This window comes from Streptomyces carminius (assembly GCF_002794255.1).
Taxonomy (GTDB): Bacteria; Actinomycetota; Actinomycetes; order Streptomycetales; family Streptomycetaceae; genus Streptomyces; species Streptomyces carminius.
Map to the genome: position 1 here is coordinate 1 of NZ_PGGW01000057.1, position 16,308 is coordinate 16,308.

A 16,308-nucleotide genomic window follows, 5' to 3' on the forward strand; every position below is an offset into this window, starting at 1 on the left:
TCAGCCATGGATGGTCTCCTCCCAGAAGTGGCAGGCACTGCGGCGCCCGGTCAACTCGGTGCCGTCCGACTCGGTCACCCGGTACAGCGGCGGCACATCCACCCGGCACACCTCCCGCGCCCGCGGACACCGCGGATTGAACGCACACCCGGACGGAATACTCGTCAGACTCGGCGGCAGCCCCTGAATCGCATACAGCTCCCGCCCCTTGTGATCCAGCCGCGGAATCGAATCCAAAAGACCCCGCGTATACGGATGCGCCGGACGCTCGTACAACTCGTGCACCGGAGCCGTCTCCACGATCCGCCCCGCGTACATCACCGCGATCTTGTCCGCCACATCCGCCACCACCCCCAGATCATGCGTGATCAGGATCAGCCCCATGTGATACTCCCGCTGCAACTCCCCCAGCAGCTCCATCACCTGGGCCTGCACCGTCACATCCAGCGCCGTCGTCGGCTCGTCCGCGATGATCAGATCCGGCTCCAGCGCCAACGCCATCGCAATCATGATCCGCTGCCGCATACCACCGGAGAACTGATGCGGATAATCGTTCACCCGCGCCCGCGCCGCCGGAATCCGCACCCGGTCCATCAACTCCACCGCCCTCGCCTTCGCCTCCTTCCGCGAAAGCCCGCGATGGACCCGGAACATCTCCCCCAACTGGAAACCCACGCTGTACACCGGATTCAACGCCGACAACGCGTCCTGGAAGATCATCGCGATCTTCCGTCCCCGCACCCGGCGCCGCTCCTCCTCCGGCAGCTTCAGCAGGTCCCGCCCCTGGAAGAAGATCTCCCCCTTCGGAATCCGGCCCGGCGGCATGTCGAGGATGCCCATGACCGCCTGCGCGGTCACCGACTTCCCCGACCCCGACTCCCCCAGCACCGCCAGCGTCTCGCCCGCGGACACCGAGTAGTTCACCCCGTTGACCGCCCTGGCGACACCGTCCCGGGTGTGGAACTCCACATGCAGGTCGCGGACCTCCAGCAGCGGCCCGCCGCTGCCGGTCTCCGGCTCCGGTACGTACTCGGTCTTGTCGATGGTGGTCACGTACGTCTCCCTCAGCGCAGCTTCGGATCGAGGGCGTTGCGCACGGCGTCGCCGAGCATGATGAACGCCAGCACCGTGATGGAGACCATCACGGCTGGGGACAGCAGGACGAACGGCGCGTTCCGCAACTGGTCCTTGCCCCGGGAGACGTCGCCGCCCCAGGAGACCGTCGGCTCGGACAGGCCGATACCCAGATAGGACAGGGTCGCCTCGGCCGCGATGTAGCCGCCGAGCGCGATGGTGGCGACCACGATCACCGGCGCGACGGCGTTCGGCAGCACATGGCGCAGCAGGATGCGGCGGGTGCCGGCGCCCAGCGCCCGGGCGGCCTGCACGTAGTCCGTCCCCTTGACCGAGATCACCGAGCCGCGCGCGACACGGGCGATCTGGGTCCAGCCGAGGAACGCCAGTGCCAGAGTGACGATCCAGACGGTGCGCACGTCGAAGACGCTGAGGACGACCATGGCGCCGAGCAGGAACGGGATGCCGGCGAAGGTGTCGATGATCCGCGACAGCAGGCTGTCCAGGATGCCGCCGAAGTAGCCGGCCAGCATGCCGACCAGGCCGCCGAAGACGGTGACCAGCAGGGTCACGGCGACACCGACGATCACCGAGGCACGGGCGCCGTACACGACGCGGGCGTAGATGCTGCGGCCCTGCACGTCGTAGCCCAGCCACTCGGGTGCGAAGAAGTGGGTGAGCTCCGGCTCCTGGAGGTAGTGGTTCGTCAGATCGCCGTAGCGCGGCGAGGCGCTGGTGAACAGCCCCGGCCAGGCGACCATCACCAGCAGGAGCGCGATGATGACGGCGGAGAACACGAAGAGCGGGTTGCGGCGCAGGTCGTACCAGGCGTCGGACCACAGGCTGCGCGGCTTGCCGACCGTGCCGCCCAGGCTGCCGACTCCCTTGTCGGGCTCCACCGCCAGCGAGGCGGGCGCGGCGGGGACCCGGGGTCCGGTCACCGGTTCGTTCTTCTTGGTCAGGTCAGGCATAGCGGATCCTCGGGTCCAGTACCGCGTAGAGCAGGTCGACGATCAGGCTGGCGCAGAGGTAGATGATGACGATCAGGCTCGCGATGCCGACCACGGTCGAGCCCTCGCGCTGGATCAGCGCCTCGTAGACGGCGTCACCGATGCCCTGGACGTTGAAGATGCCCTCGGTGACGATCGCGCCGCTCAGCAGCGCGCCGAGGTCGGTGCCGAGGAAGGTCACCACCGGGATCAGCGAGTTGCGCAGCAGATGGACCCCGACCACCCGGCGCCGCGGGAGGCCCTTGGCGATGGCGGTGCGGATGTAGTCGGAGCGCAGGTTCTCCGCGATGGAGGTGCGGGTGAGCCGTACCACGTAGGCCAGCGACAGCGCGGCCAGCACGATCGCCGGCATCAGCAGTTCGCTGAAGTCCTCCGAGTTGCGCACCGTCGGCGTGGCGACGTCCAGCTTGAACGCGAAGACGAACTGCGCGCCGTAGCCGAGCACGAACGAGGGCACCGAGATCAGCAGCAGCGTGAAGACCAGCATGCCCCGGTCGAGCAGCGTGTCGGCCTTCAGCCCCGCGATCACGCCGAGGGAGATGCCGACGAGCACGACGAAGGTGAAGGCGAACAGCGCCAGCCTGATCGTCACCGGAAGGGCGTCGGAGATGATGTCGCCGACCGGTCTGCCGCTGGCGATCTGGGTGCCGAAGTCGCCCTGGAAGAGGCCGGTCAGATAGTTCCAGTACTGCTGCCAGAGCGGCAGGTCCAGACCGAGGTCCTGCTTGATCTGGGCGATCTGGGCCTCGTCGATGGCCTGCTCGCCGTACAGCGCGCGCACGGGGTCGCCCGGCAGGCTGTACATCATCAGGAAGATCAGCAGTGTCGAGCCGATGAACACCGGGATCATCTGGAGCAGTCGCCGTACGACATAGCGCCCCATGTTTCCTCCATTGGTTGCGGACAGGCCCCAGGGGCCGTCCCGCTGTGGCGGAAACGGCCCCCGGATGCCTCCTCCGCCGCCCGCCCTCGCACGGAGGCGGGCGGCGGAACTGGCCGGATGCGGACGGACCGCGGGCGGACTACTTGACGGTGACCTCGTTGACCACCAGGTCGCCGTGCCAGTCGACCTTCACGTTCTCGACGCGGTCGCTGTAGCCGGCGTTCAGCTTGTAGTTGAACATCGGGATGGCGGGCATCAGCTCGGCCATCTTCTGCTCGGCCTCCTGGTAGAGCTTGATCGACTCCTCCAGGGACGCGGCGCTGTCACCCTTCTCGAAGAGGGCGTCGATCTCCTTGTTGGAGAAGCGGCCGCTGTTGGCCTCGGCCTTGGTGTGGTAGAGCTCCCGCATGAAGTTGACGTTCAGCGGGTAGTCCGCCACCCAGCCACCGCGGTACATGCCCTTGACCTTGTTGGCGTCGCGCAGGTCCAGGTCGGTCTGGAAGTCCGGCTTCGAGTCCGGGATGCACTCCACACCGGTGTTCTGGCGGATGTTCTCGCAGACCGCGGTGACCCACTCGGCGTGGCCGCCGTCGGCGTTGAACTGGATCCAGATCTTGTTGCCCGGGATCCCGCCGCCCTCCTCGACGAGCTCCTTGGCCCGCTTCGGGTCGAACGTCAGGCTCGGGGTGTCGAGGTCCTGGTTGCCCTTGACCTGCGGCGGCGTGAAGCTGGTGGCCGGCTCACGGGTGCCGTTGAGGACGGTCTTGGCGATCGTCTCGCGGTCGATCGCCATCGACAGGCCCTGGACGACCTTGGGGTCGACGCCCTTGAAGGGCTTGCTGTAGTAGGCCGGGACGATGCTCTGCACCGCCGCGTACGGCTGCTCGATCGCGCGGTCGCCCAGGTCCTGCTTGTACTTCGGCAGGTCCTTGGGGCCGATCGTGCGGACCATGTCCAGGTTGCCGGAGATCAGCTCCTGGTAGGCGGCCTCGACGGTCGAGTAGTTGACGAACTTGATGCCGTCGTTGTGGGCCTTGTCCTCGCCCTTGTAGTCCTTGTAGGCGGAGACCTGGAACAGCTTGTTGTGGTCCCACTTCTCGAACTTGTAGGGACCGTTGCCGACCGGCTTCTGGCCGAAGGCCTTCGGGTCCTCGAAGGCGACGCTCGGCAGCGGGGCCCAGGTGGTGTAGCCCATCTTGTACTCGAAGTACGGGACCGGCTTGCTCAGCTCGATGGTGAAGGTGAGGTCGTCGACGACCTTCAGCCCGGACATCGTCTCGGCGGTCGGCTCGCCCTTCTCGGGGTGCACGTCCTCGTAGCCGGCGATGTCGGAGAACCAGAAGCTGTTCTTCTGGTTGTTCTTGATGTTGGCGGCCCAGTTCCAGGTGTCCACGTAGGACTTGGCGGTGACCTTCTCACCGTCGTGGAAGGTCCAGCCGTCCTTCAGCTTGACCGTCCAGGTCTTGGAGTCCTCGGTCTCGATCGACTCGGCGTTGAGATAGACGATCTCGCCCTTGTCGTCGAACTCCAGGAGCTGGGTGAAGAGCGCCTTGACCAGGTAGGAGCCGTTGCTCTCGTTGGTGTCCGAGGGGATCGGGGCGTTCTGCGGCTCACCGACCTCGATCGAGACGTAGCCGTCGCCCTTGCCGGAGTCCGACGTGTCGCCGCTGTCGCTGCCACTGCAGGCGGTCGCGGCGAGAGCCACGACTATCGCGCTTGCGACCCATTTGGCGCTCTTGGCACCGCGCATGGGTATGCCTCCTCAGGAGTCCACTGTCTGTACGGACGGTCCGCCGCCGTTCCGGCCGGCTGGGCCGGCCTCGGCGGGGACCGTTGTCACGAGTCAGCGCGGTCGGTGCGCACGCTCCTCGATCCGAGCTCGATGACACTCAACTATTGGGCAATCAGCGCGCGTAAACCACTGCGCAGGGATCTCGTTTTGGTCACATCCCGTACACCTTGATGTCCGAAATTCGGACAAAGTAATCCGTTACAGACGCCCGCGAACCGGACGGTTGGCACGACTTTCAGGACAGGCACTCCGCATTGCGGACACAATGTGAGTAAAATCGCTTGACGGATTCGCGCTCACCGATATACGGAGCGCAGTCGTGGTAGACGCAACCGTACCGGAAACCAACCGGTCGGTAACCCCCGAACGCGAACAGGCGCCGCACCTCCGCGTACGGAGGTGCGGCGCCTGCCGGGACCGGTCACCCGGCCGGTCCGCCGGGCGGCGGTTTCAGCGCTTGGCGCGGGAGGCGGCGCGGGCGCGCTCCTTCTGGTCCAGGGAGACCTTGCGGATGCGAACGCTCTGCGGCGTCACCTCGACGCACTCGTCCTCGCGGCAGAACTCCAGGGACTGCTCCAGCGACAGCTTCCGCGGCGGCACCAGGTTCTCCGTGGTGTCCGAGGCGGCCGCCCGCATGTTGGTGAGCTTCTTCTCCTTGGTGATGTTGACGTCCATGTCGTCGGCGCGGGAGTTCTCACCGACGATCATGCCCTCGTACACCTCGGTGCCCGGCTCCACGAAGAGCGTGCCGCGCTCCTGGAGGTTGAGCATCGCGTACGCCGTCGCCACCCCGGCCCGGTCGGCGACCAGCGAGCCGCTGTCCCGGGTGCGCAGCTCGCCGCACCACGGCTCGTGCCCCTCGTGGATGCTGTGCGCGATGCCGGTGCCGCGGGTCTGGGTCAGGAACTCGGTGCGGAAGCCGATCAGCCCGCGCGAGGGCACCACGAACTCCATCCGGACCCAGCCCGAGCCGTGGTTCGTCATCGTCTCCATCCGGCCCTTGCGGGACGCCATCAGCTGGGTAATCGCGCCCAGGTGCTCCTCGGGCGCGTCGATGGTCATCCGCTCGACCGGCTCGTGCACCTTCCCGTCGACCTCCCTGGTGACCACCTCGGGCTTGCCCACGGTCAGCTCGAAGCCCTCCCGGCGCATGGTCTCCACCAGGATGGCCAGCGCCAGCTCGCCGCGGCCCTGCACCTCCCAGGCGTCGGGCCGCTCGGTGGGCAGCACCCGCAGCGAGACGTTGCCGACCAGCTCGCGCTCGAGGCGGTCCTTGACCAGCCGGGCGGTCACCTTGTGGCCCTTGCCGCCCTTGCCGACCAGCGGCGAGGTGTTCGTGCCGATCGTCATCGAGATGGCCGGCTCGTCCACCGTGATCAGCGGCAGCGCCACCGGGGTCTCCGGATCGGCCAGGGTCTCGCCGATCATGATGTCGGCGATGCCCGCGACCGCGCAGATGTCGCCGGGGCCCGCCTCCTCGGCGGGCTTGCGGGTGAGCCCCTCGGTCATCAGCAGCTCGGTGATCCGCACGCTGTGCACCGAGCCGTCGCGCTTCATCCAGGCCACCGTCTGCCCCTTGCGCAGGGTGCCCTGCTTCACCCGGCACAGCGCGATGCGGCCGAGGAAGTTGTCGGCGTCGAGGTTGGTGACATGCGCCTGCAGCGGGGTGTCCGCCTCGTACACCGGGGCCGGGACCGTCGCCAGCAGAGTGGAGAAGAACGGCTCCAGGCTGTCGCTGTCGGCCGGTACGGTGCCGTCCGCCGGCTTGGTCAGCGAGGCCACGCCGTCCCGGGCGCAGGCGTAGACGATCGGGAACTCGATCTGGTCCTCGTCCGCGTCCAGGTCCAGGAAGAGGCCGTAGGTCTCGTCGACGACCTCGGCGATCCGGGCGTCGGGGCGGTCGGTCTTGTTGATGCACAGGATGACCGGCAGCCGGGCCTGGAGCGCCTTGCGCAGCACGAAGCGGGTCTGCGGCAGCGGTCCCTCGGAGGCGTCCACCAGCAGTACCACCCCGTCCACCATGGACAGGCCGCGCTCGACCTCGCCGCCGAAGTCGGCGTGGCCGGGGGTGTCGATGATGTTGATGGTGACGGGCTCGCCGCCCTTGGGGTGGTACCGGACGGCGGTGTTCTTGGCGAGAATGGTGATGCCCTTCTCGCGTTCCAGGTCGCCGGAGTCCATCACACGGTCGTCCACCTGCTGGTGGGCCGCGAAGGCGCCCGCCTGCCGGAGCATGGCGTCCACCAGGGTGGTCTTGCCGTGGTCGACGTGGGCGATGATGGCGACGTTACGAATGTCGTGGCGCGTGGGCATACTGGGGGCGCTTCTCCCGGAATCGTGGATGGCGACGCGGCCGGTGCGGCCGCGCGCTCGCCGGGCTGGTCATCGCCACGGCCTTCGTCCCCCCATGGTACGGGCCCGGGACGCCGGACCCGGCGGAACGGCCCCGCCCGGCACCGGCGCCGCCGCCGTGCCCGCCCTCCCGCCGGGGCCGGCGTCCACCCGCGACCGGGATCTTCCCCCTTCTTCCTGAAAACCACCGCCGCACCCTTCACAAGCCAAGTGTGACGCGCGACACTCCCATGGTCATGCCAGCGCCACCCCTGGGAGGTGGGCACGTCATGTCGTTGCAGGACGAACTGACGGCGGCACAGCGCTGCCTCGACGAGTTGGTCCGCACCGTCGCCCGGCTGGAGCGGGACGTCGGCGGCGGGCTGGAGATCCGCCGGGTCAGAAGCGACGCGGACCATCTGCGCGAGAGTCTCTCCCTGCTCCGCGCCTCGGTGCCGCGGCAGCCCGCGGAGCCGCCCCCCGGGGAGGTCGTGATCGTCCCCGACACCCCGTACGACCGCGCCCTGTGGGCCGACGCGGAGGAGGAGGGGCTCGGGGCGCCGCGCGACCGGCCGGCCCGCGACCGCTGACCGACGACCGTACCGCCGGGAAGACCCGCCCGGCCCCGCCCGACCGGAGAGACCCGGAGAGACCGTTGGCCACAGACACCGAACCCCACCGGAGCGGGCACGGCGTGCGCGGCGGCACACGTGCCGCCGTCACGGCCCCGCACCTGAGAACGGACCGCTGGTGGCTCGGACCGGCCGCCACCGCCGCCGGACTCCTCGCCTTCGTCGTGTACTCCACCTGGCGGGCCTTCGCGAACGACGACTACTACGCGGCCCCCTACGTCTCGCCGTTCTACTCCCCGTGCCTGGCGGAGAACTGCGTGCCCATGGAGGCCGGCCCCAACCTCGCCCTGTTCGGCGACTGGTGGACCCTCTCCCCGGCCCTGATCTTCCTGATCCTGCCGCTGGGCTTCCGGCTGACCTGCTACTACTACCGCAAGGCGTACTACCGCGGCTTCTGGGCCTCACCGCCGGCCTGCGCGGTCGCCGAGCCGCACCGGAAGTACACCGGTGAGACCCGTTTCCCGCTGATCCTGCAGAACGTCCACCGCTACTTCTTCTACGCCGCGGTCGTCATCGCCCTGATCCTCACCTACGACACCCTGCTCGCCTTCCGCGACCCGGAGTACGAGTGGGGCCACATGGGGCTCGGCACGCTGCTCTTCGTGGTCAACATCGCGCTGATCTGGGCCTACACCATCTCCTGCCACTCCTGCCGGCACATCGTCGGCGGCCGGCTGCGGCACTTCTCCCGGCACCCGGTGCGCTACCGCCTGTGGGGCTGGGTCAGCCGGCTCAACGCCCGGCACATGCTGCTGGCGTGGGCCTCCCTGATCAGCATCGCGCTGACCGACCTGTACGTCTATCTGCTGGCCACGGGCGCGTTCGACGATCCCCGTCTCTTCTGACGGCCCCGGCCGGCCACCGCCGGCGGCGGAACGCCCGTTCTCCGAACCTGCCGAGAGGGATGCACTACAAGATGACGCACGTGACGCGCCACCAGTGGGACGTGGTGATCGTCGGGGCGGGCGGCGCCGGGCTGCGGGCCGCGATCGAGGCCCGTGAGCAGGGGCTGCGGACCGCCGTGGTCTGCAAGTCCCTCTTCGGCAAGGCCCACACGGTGATGGCCGAGGGCGGCATCGCCGCCAGCATGGGGAACGTCAACGAGGGCGACAACTGGCAGGTCCACTTCCGCGACACCATGCGCGGCGGGAAGTTCCTCAACCAGTGGCGGATGGCCGAGCTGCACGCCCGGGAGGCCCCCGAGCGGGTGTGGGAGCTGGAGACCTGGGGAGCGCTGTTCGACCGCACGGCGGACGGGCGGATCTCCCAGCGGAACTTCGGCGGCCACGAGTACCCCCGGCTGGCCCATGTGGGCGACCGCACCGGTCTGGAGCTGATCCGCACCCTCCAGCAGAAGGTGGTCTCCCTCCAGCAGGAGGACTTCCGCCTCTCCGGCGACCACGAGGCCCGGCTGGCGATCCTCCAGGAGTGCACGGTCACCCGGATCCTCAAGCGGGACGGGAAGGTGGCGGGCGTCTTCGGCTACGAGCGCGAGTCGGGCCGCTTCCTCGTCCTGGAGGCGCCGGCCGTGGTGCTGGCCACCGGCGGCATCGGCAAGTCGTTCCAGGTGACCTCCAACTCCTGGGAGTACACCGGCGACGGCCACGCGCTGGCCCTGCTCGCCGGGGCGCCGCTGGTCGGCATGGAGTTCGTGCAGTTCCATCCCACCGGCATGGTCTGGCCGCCGTCGGTGAAGGGCATCCTCGTCACCGAGTCGGTGCGCGGCGACGGCGGCGTGCTGCGCGACAGCGGGGGCCGCCGGTTCATGTTCGACCACGTCCCGGACGTCTTCCGCGACAAGTACGCCGAGACCGAGGACGAGGCCGACCGCTGGTACGAGGACCCGGACAACAACCGCCGCCCGCCCGAGCTGCTGCCCCGCGACGAGGTGGCCCGCGCCATCAACGCCGAGGTCAAGGCCGGCCGCGGCTCCCCGCACGGCGGGGTGTTCCTGGACGTGTCCACCCGGATGCCCGCCGAGGTGATCCGGCGGCGGCTGCCGTCGATGTACCACCAGTTCAAGGAGCTGGCGGACGTGGACATCACAGCGGAGCCGATGGAAGTCGGCCCGACCTGCCACTACGTGATGGGCGGCGTGGACGTGGACCCCGACACCGCCGCGGCCACCGGGGTGCCGGGGCTGTTCGCGGCGGGCGAGGTGGCCGGCGGGATGCACGGCTCCAACCGGCTCGGCGGCAACTCCCTGTCCGACCTGCTGGTCTTCGGGCGCCGGGCCGGGCTCCACGCGGCGCGGTACGCGGCGGCGCTGGCCGCCGGCGACCGGCCGGCCGCCGCCGCCGAGGACGTCGACGCCGCGGTGGCCGAGGCGGTACGCCCGTTCGGCGCCGCGGACGGCGGGACCTCCGGGACCTCCGGGAACGGCAAGGCCGACACGGACGCCGGCGGACCGGCGGAGAACCCGTACACCGTCCACCAGGAGCTGCAGCGGACCATGAACGACCTCGTCGGCATCATCCGCCGCGAGGACGAGATGGCCGAGGCGCTGCGGCGGCTGACCGGCCTGTGGGAGCGGGCCGGAAGGGTCCGGGTGGAGGGGCACCGGCAGTTCAACCCCGGCTGGCACCTCGCCCTGGACCTGCGCAACATGCTGCTGGTCAGCGAGTGCGTGGCCCGCGCCGCCCTGGAGCGCACCGAGTCCCGCGGCGGCCACACCCGCGACGACCATCCGGGCATGGACCGCGCCTGGCGCCGGGTGAGCCTGCGGTGCTCGCTCACCGCGGAGGCGTCCTACCGGGCGCCCTCCTCCGGCGGCCGGATCGCCCTGTCCCGCCACGGGACACCGCCCATCCGCCCCGACCTCCTCGCGCTCTTCGAGAAGGCGGAGCTGGTGAAGTACCTGACCGACGAGGAGCTGGACGAGGAGCTGACGGCCAAGTGAGCGAACGTCGGGAGCAGCGGGAGCCGGGCCGGGACGAGCGGGACCAGCACCGGGATCAGGACCAGGGCCGGGGCCGGGAGCACACGGACGGGCCGGACGGCGGCTACCGGGCCCGCTTCCGCGTCTGGCGCGGCGACACCGGCGGCGGCGCCCTGGAGGACTTCACCGTCGAGGTCAACGAGGGCGAGGTGGTCCTCGACATCATCCACCGGCTCCAGGCGACCCAGGCGCCGGACCTGGCGGTGCGCTGGAACTGCAAGGCGGGCAAGTGCGGTTCGTGCAGCGCGGAGATCAACGGCCGCCCCCGGCTGCTGTGCATGACCCGGATGTCGGTCTTCGACCGCGCCGAGACGGTCACGGTCACCCCGCTGCGCGCCTTCCCCGTGCTGCGGGACCTGGTGACGGACGTGGGCTACAACTACACCAAGGCGCGCGAGATCCCCGCCTTCGTACCGCCCGAGGGGCTGGCGCCGGGCGAGTACCGGATGGCGCAGGAGGACGTCGGGCGCTCGCAGGAGTTCCGCAAGTGCATCGAGTGCTTCCTGTGCCAGAACACCTGCCATGTGGTCCGCGACCACGAGGAGAACAAGACCGCGTTCGCCGGCCCGCGCTATCTGATGCGCATCGCGGAGCTGGACATGCACCCGCTGGACTCGGCCGGTGAGCAGGGCCTGGACCGGCAGGCCACCGCCCAGGACGAGCACGGGCTGGGCTACTGCAACATCACCAAGTGCTGCACCGAGGTCTGCCCGGAGGGGATCAAGATCACCGACAACGCCCTGATCCCCATGAAGGAGCGGGTGGCGGACCGCAGGTACGACCCGCTGGTCTGGCTCGGCAGCAGGATCCGCCGCCGCCGCGGCTGACCGGCGGCCGGGGCCGCGCGGTACGGTCCGTACCGCGCGGCCCCGGCCGGCACGGGCCCGGTCAGAACAAGCTCAGCAGGGCCTCCGCCATGTCCGGCGGCTTGGGCTCCCCGTCCTCGGGGAGGCAGAGTTCGAACCAGACGATCTTGCCCCGCGGGGTGCGGCGGCTGCCCCAGCCGGTGGAGAGCAGGTCGACCAGTTGCAGACCACGCCCGCCCTCGTCGGTGTCGCGGGCGCGGCGGCGGCGCGGCTGGACCAGGCCGGTGTCCCACACCTCGCAGACCAGGGTGCGGTCCAGCAGCAGCCGCAGCCGGATGTCCCCCTCGCCGTAGCGCAGCGCGTTGGTGACGAGCTCGCTGACGAGCAGTTCCGTGGTGTCGGCCAGGTCGTCCAGCTCCCAGTCGGCGAGCTGGCGGAGGGCCAGTTCACGGGCGCGGGCCACCGAACGGGGCTCGGGGGGCAGCCGCCAGTCGCCCACCGATCCGGCCGGCAGCCCCTGGATGCGGGCCAGCAGCAGGGCTATGTCGTCCTCGCCGTGGTGGGTCTCCAGCGCGCCCAGCACCTCGTCGCAGACGTCCTCCAGCGGCCGGTCGGGACCCGCCAGCGTGGTGCGCAGGGCCTCCAGCCCCTCGTCCAGCGGCTGGTGGCGGGACTCCACCAGGCCGTCGGTGTAGAGGGCGAGCAGGGCGCCGTCCGGCAGCTCGACCTCCGTCTCCTCGAAGGGCTCGCCGCCCACGCCCAGCGGCACGCCCTTGGGGACCTCCAGCAGCAGCGCGGGCTGCTCGCCCTCGCCGTCGCGGGGCTCGACCAGCACCGGCGGCAGATGGCCGGCGTTGGCGAAGGTGCAGCGCCGGGTGACGGGGTCGTACACGGCGTAGACACAGGTGGCCAGGTACACCTCGGAGAGGTCGGCGGAGCGGCCGGAGGACTCGGAGCGGCCGCCGCGCGGGGCGCCCAGCCCCTGGGCGATCTCGTCGAGGGCACCCAGTACCTCGGCGGGCTCCAGGTCCAGCAGCGCCAGGGTGCGCACGGCCGTGCGCAGTTCGCCCATGGCCACGGCCGCGCGCAGCCCGCGGCCCATCACGTCCCCCACCACCAGGGCGGTGCGGTGGCCGGGCAGTTCGATGACGTCGAACCAGTCGCCGCCCACCTCCGTCGCCGCGCTGCCCGGCAGGTAGCGGCAGGCGATGTCGAGCCCGGCCGCCTCCGGGTCGTCCGGCGGCAGCAGACTGCGCTGGAGGATGAGCGCGCGCTCGTGCTCCCTGCGGTACAGCCGGGCGTTGTCGATGCACACGGCGGCCCGGGCGGCCAGTTCCGCGCCGAGGGCGGCGTCCCGCTCGCCGAAGGGCTCGCTGCCCTTGGTGCGGGAGAACTGCACCAGGCCGAGCACCCGGCCGCGCGCGACCATCGGCACGGCGAGGGTGGACTGCACCAGGGTGCCGGTGGCCCGCTGGACGCGGGCGGTGCGCAGTGCCTCGGCGTACGGGGAGCCGGCCGGGTAGCGGTGGACGCTGCCGAGCTCGACGGGGGCCGGGTCGGGGTCCTCGCCGGGGCGGTGCCCGAGGGTGATCGGGCCGTCCGAGACGGCGCTGGCGAAGGCCACCCGGCGCAACGGCCGGGTGGCTTCCGCCTCCTGGGACGTCCTGGGGTCCTCCCCGGAGAACAGCTCGGGGAACAGGTCCACGGAGGCCAGGTCGCAGAACTGGGGGACGGCGACGTCGAGCAGCTCGCGGGCGGTGGTGTCCAGATCGAGGGAGTTGCCTATCCGTGCTCCGGCGGCGTTCAGCAGGGCCAGGGCACGGCGTACATCGTCCGGTTTCCCCGGCTCGGCCGGAATGTCGCTCAACGCCGCCCCTTCCTGTCCGGTCCAGCATCCTCCCAGGTACGGCTTCTTGGGAACACACCGGTCCAGTTCGCTGCACGGTCCCTGCCACGTCCGACAAGCATCCGCGCCGACTCCGTTCCCTCCTCTCCTAACCGGGTGGAGTCGACCCGAACCACACGCCTGACGAGACGGTCCTGTGGACCGGCCCGGCGGCGGCACCGCCGGCTGAGCGGAGACACGTGATGTGGCGTGGCGCAATTTTTCCGGTGTCCTCGACACAGCGTCAAGGCGCGAGCACGTCCTCGGGGGCGTGTACCGGCGTGGGAACGCATCCACTTCCGCGCCCGCCACCGCGGGAAACGGCGGTGCGCCCGGTGACACGGCCGGCTGTGCGACCGGCGGTGCGGCCGACGGCGTGCCCGGCGAAAAGGCGTCAGTGCAGCGGAAGTTCGAACCACACCGTCTTGCCGATGGGACCGTACCGGGTCCCCCAGCGGCGCGCCGCCCGGGCCACCAGCTGGATGCCGCGTCCGCCCTCGTCATCCGCGGTGGCGGTGCGCTCCCGGGGCGGGACGGGCAGCGGGTCGGAGACCTCCACCAGCAGGGAGGAGCCGCGCACCATCCGTACGCCGATGGGTCCGTGGGCATGGCGCAGGGAGTTGGTGACCAGTTCGCTGACGAGCAGTGCCGTGTCGTCGACCAGCGCGTCCAGTTCCCAGCCGCGCAGGGCCCGCCGGACGGCGTCGCGGGCCCTGCGCACCGCGTACGTCTCGGCGGGGAAGGTCCAGGAGGTGGTGCTCCCCTCGGGGAGTCCGCCGAGCTGGGCGAGCAGCAGGGCCACGTCGTCCACCCCGCCGGCGCCGCCGGAGTCCGGGGAACCGCCGTCCCCGCTGTCCCCGCCGCCCAGGTCGGCCAGCACCCGGTCGCAGATCTCCTCCAGGCAGGGGCGGGCCGGAAGGGCGCCGAGCAGGGTCGCCAGCCGGCCCAGGCCGTCGGTGATGTCCTCGCCGCGGTGCTCGATCAGCCCGTCGGTGTAGAGCACGAGGACCGTGCCCTCCTCCACCTGCGTCTCCAGGGACTCGTACGGCACCTCGCCGACGCCGAGCGGGGTGCCGGGCGGCGCCTGGACCGGCACGGCGGTCCAGTGCCCGGCGGACCGGTGGACCAGCAGCGGCGGCACGTGCCCGGCCATGGTGAAGGTGCACCGCCGGGTGGAGGGGTCGTAGACGACGTAGGCGCAGGTGGCCATCAGCGGTTCGTCGGGGCCCTGGACGAGGTCGTCGGCGAGTTCGTCGACCCGGCGCAGCAGTTCGCCGGGCGGCAGGTCGAGCCCGGCCAGGGTGCGCACGGCCGTGCGCAGCCGGCCCATGGTGGCCGCGGCGCGCAGTCCGTGGCCCATCACGTCGCCCACCACGAAGGCGACCCGGCCGCCCGCGAGCGGGATGACGTCGAACCAGTCGCCGCCGGCCGCCGCGTCGGGCTCGGCGCGGCTGCCGCCGGGGACGTACCGGTAGGCGACCCGCACCCCGGCCGGGGAGGGCACGTGCTGGGGCAGCAGGCTGCGCTGGAGCATCAGCGCGCTCTCGCGCTCACGGGCGTAGAGCCGGGCGTTGTCCAGGCTGGTGCCGGCACGTCCGGCCAGCTCCGTGGTGAGCGCGAGGTCGTCCTGGTCGAAGGCGGGACGGTCGGCGCCGCGGCTGAGCACCAGCAGTCCCAGGACGATGCCGCGGGCCCGCAGCGGGACGACCAGCACGGCGTGGACGCCCAGGTCGATGGTGGCCCGGACCGTGGGGTCGCCGGGATAGGTGGCGGAGAGCAGCTCGTCCTCGGACAGCATCAGATGGGGGACGGTGGAGGCGAGCACCTCGCCGAAGACCGAGTCCGGTGCGAAGACGATCTCCCGGCCGACCCGCAGCACGCTGTCGACGACGGGCCCGCGGTTCCGGGCGGCGGTGCCGAGCTGGAGCAGCGGGGTGTCCGGCAGGCGGCCGGGGCGGGGCAGCTCGCCGCCGTGCGCCACGGCGCCGTACAGCATCACGCTCGCGTAGTCGGTCAGGCGCGGGACGAGGGCGCCGGCGAGGGCCTCGGCGATCCGGTGGACGTCGAGCAGGTCGCCGAGGGCGACCCCGACGTCGTCCAGGAGCTTCAGCCGCTGACGGGCCCGCTCCATCTTCTCCAGCGCCTCGCGCCGCTCGGTGACGTCCATGACCGTGGAGCTGATGCCGAGGACCCGCCCGTCGGGTGCGGTGAGCCTGCCGTACGACACCGAGCGCCAGCCGTGCCCGTCGGGCGCCAGGACGACCGAGTCCACGACGGGGCGGCCGGTGCGGAGCACCAGGGACTGCAGCCGGGCGAGCTGGTCGGCCATGTGCGCGGGCAGGACCTCGTGGACGGTCCGGCCGACGATCTCGTCGGCCGGCTTCGCGTTGAGCCGGGCCAGTGCCTCGTTGACGCGGATGTACCGGTGCTCGGTGTCGAAGACGGCGATGCCGAGCGGGGAGGTGGCGAAGAGGGCGTCGAGGGCGGCGAGGTCCTGCTCGACGGTGCGCAGCCGCGAGGTCTCGACGAGGTTGGCCAGAATGAAGGGGCTGCCCTCCGCGGGGGTGATCAGCGAGGCCCGGCCCTCGACCTCCACGGTGTGGCCGTCTGGGTGGCGCACCCGGAGGATGCCGCGCCAGTACTTCTCGTGGCTCAGGACGGAGTAGAAGTCGCCGGGCCCCACGAGGTCGCCGGCGGAGGAGACGGGGATGTCGGTGAGGTAGTCGACGTAGTACCGGCCGATCATGTACTCACTGGACCACCCGAGGATCTCCTCGGTCGTCGGGCTCCACAGCAGGATGTACCCCCGGGTGTCGAACATGACGATGCCGACGCGGAGGGTGTCGAGCAGCGAGGTGGCCACTCGGCCGGCCGCGGTCCGGAACGCCCTGGGGGTGTCGCTCACACCGTCCTCGTCCATGCTGGGGTCGCTTCTCGGTCGTGATAATCCTGCACAT

At 70.8% G+C, this 16,308-nt stretch carries 11 protein-coding genes; 4 read left to right on the forward strand and 7 right to left on the reverse strand.

Going from position 1 to position 16,308, the window contains the following annotated elements; genetic code table 11:
- The 5 genes from CUT44_RS16105 to typA form a co-directional block, all read right to left on the reverse strand.
- Entirely contained in the window at nt 1-1,053 is a 1,053-nt protein-coding gene (locus tag CUT44_RS16105; protein ID WP_100202564.1) for an ABC transporter ATP-binding protein, read from the reverse strand.
- An 11-nt stretch (nt 1,054-1,064) separates the two neighbouring features.
- Nucleotides 1,065-2,045: an ABC transporter permease gene (locus CUT44_RS16110; RefSeq protein ID WP_100202565.1), complete on the reverse strand. Its 981-nt coding sequence runs from the start codon at nt 2,043-2,045 to the stop codon at nt 1,065-1,067.
- Entirely contained in the window at nt 2,038-2,967 is a 930-nt protein-coding gene (locus CUT44_RS16115) for an ABC transporter permease (protein WP_100202566.1), read from the reverse strand. The genes CUT44_RS16110 and CUT44_RS16115 overlap by 8 nt, the downstream gene beginning before the upstream one ends.
- A gap of 139 nt (nt 2,968-3,106) precedes the next feature.
- Nucleotides 3,107-4,717, reverse strand: coding sequence for a peptide ABC transporter substrate-binding protein (locus CUT44_RS16120; RefSeq protein ID WP_100202567.1), 1,611 nt, complete (start codon nt 4,715-4,717; stop codon nt 3,107-3,109).
- Between the two features lie 492 nt (nt 4,718-5,209).
- Complete coding sequence (gene typA / locus CUT44_RS16125) at nt 5,210-7,072, reverse strand: translational GTPase TypA (RefSeq protein ID WP_100202568.1); 1,863 nt, start codon at nt 7,070-7,072, stop codon at nt 5,210-5,212.
- Nucleotides 7,073-7,380: 308 nt separating this feature from the next.
- Between typA and CUT44_RS16130 the strand changes: the two genes are divergently transcribed.
- From CUT44_RS16130 to CUT44_RS16145, 4 genes are all read left to right on the forward strand, one after another.
- A complete protein-coding gene (locus CUT44_RS16130; RefSeq protein WP_100202569.1) occupies nt 7,381-7,680 on the forward strand; it encodes a hypothetical protein in 300 nt (99 codons plus the stop codon).
- Nucleotides 7,681-7,745: 65 nt separating this feature from the next.
- Nucleotides 7,746-8,567, forward strand: coding sequence for a hypothetical protein (locus tag CUT44_RS16135; RefSeq protein ID WP_100202570.1), 822 nt, complete (start codon nt 7,746-7,748; stop codon nt 8,565-8,567).
- Between the two features lie 71 nt (nt 8,568-8,638).
- Nucleotides 8,639-10,621, forward strand: coding sequence for a fumarate reductase/succinate dehydrogenase flavoprotein subunit (locus CUT44_RS16140; protein ID WP_100202738.1), 1,983 nt, complete (start codon nt 8,639-8,641; stop codon nt 10,619-10,621).
- Complete coding sequence (locus CUT44_RS16145; protein WP_100202571.1) at nt 10,618-11,487, forward strand: succinate dehydrogenase/fumarate reductase iron-sulfur subunit; 870 nt, start codon at nt 10,618-10,620, stop codon at nt 11,485-11,487. Before CUT44_RS16140 ends, CUT44_RS16145 begins: the two co-directional genes overlap by 4 nt.
- A 61-nt stretch (nt 11,488-11,548) precedes the next feature.
- Here the strand turns inward: CUT44_RS16145 and CUT44_RS16150 are convergent, their stop codons facing one another.
- Both CUT44_RS16150 and CUT44_RS16155 read right to left on the reverse strand, forming a co-directional pair.
- On the reverse strand, nt 11,549-13,369 hold the full coding sequence (locus tag CUT44_RS16150) for an ATP-binding SpoIIE family protein phosphatase (RefSeq protein WP_100202739.1): 1,821 nt from the start codon (nt 13,367-13,369) through the stop codon (nt 11,549-11,551).
- A gap of 376 nt (nt 13,370-13,745) precedes the next feature.
- A complete protein-coding gene (locus tag CUT44_RS16155; protein WP_100202572.1) occupies nt 13,746-16,271 on the reverse strand; it encodes a SpoIIE family protein phosphatase in 2,526 nt (841 codons plus the stop codon).
- Between the last annotated feature and the right edge of the window lie 37 nt (nt 16,272-16,308).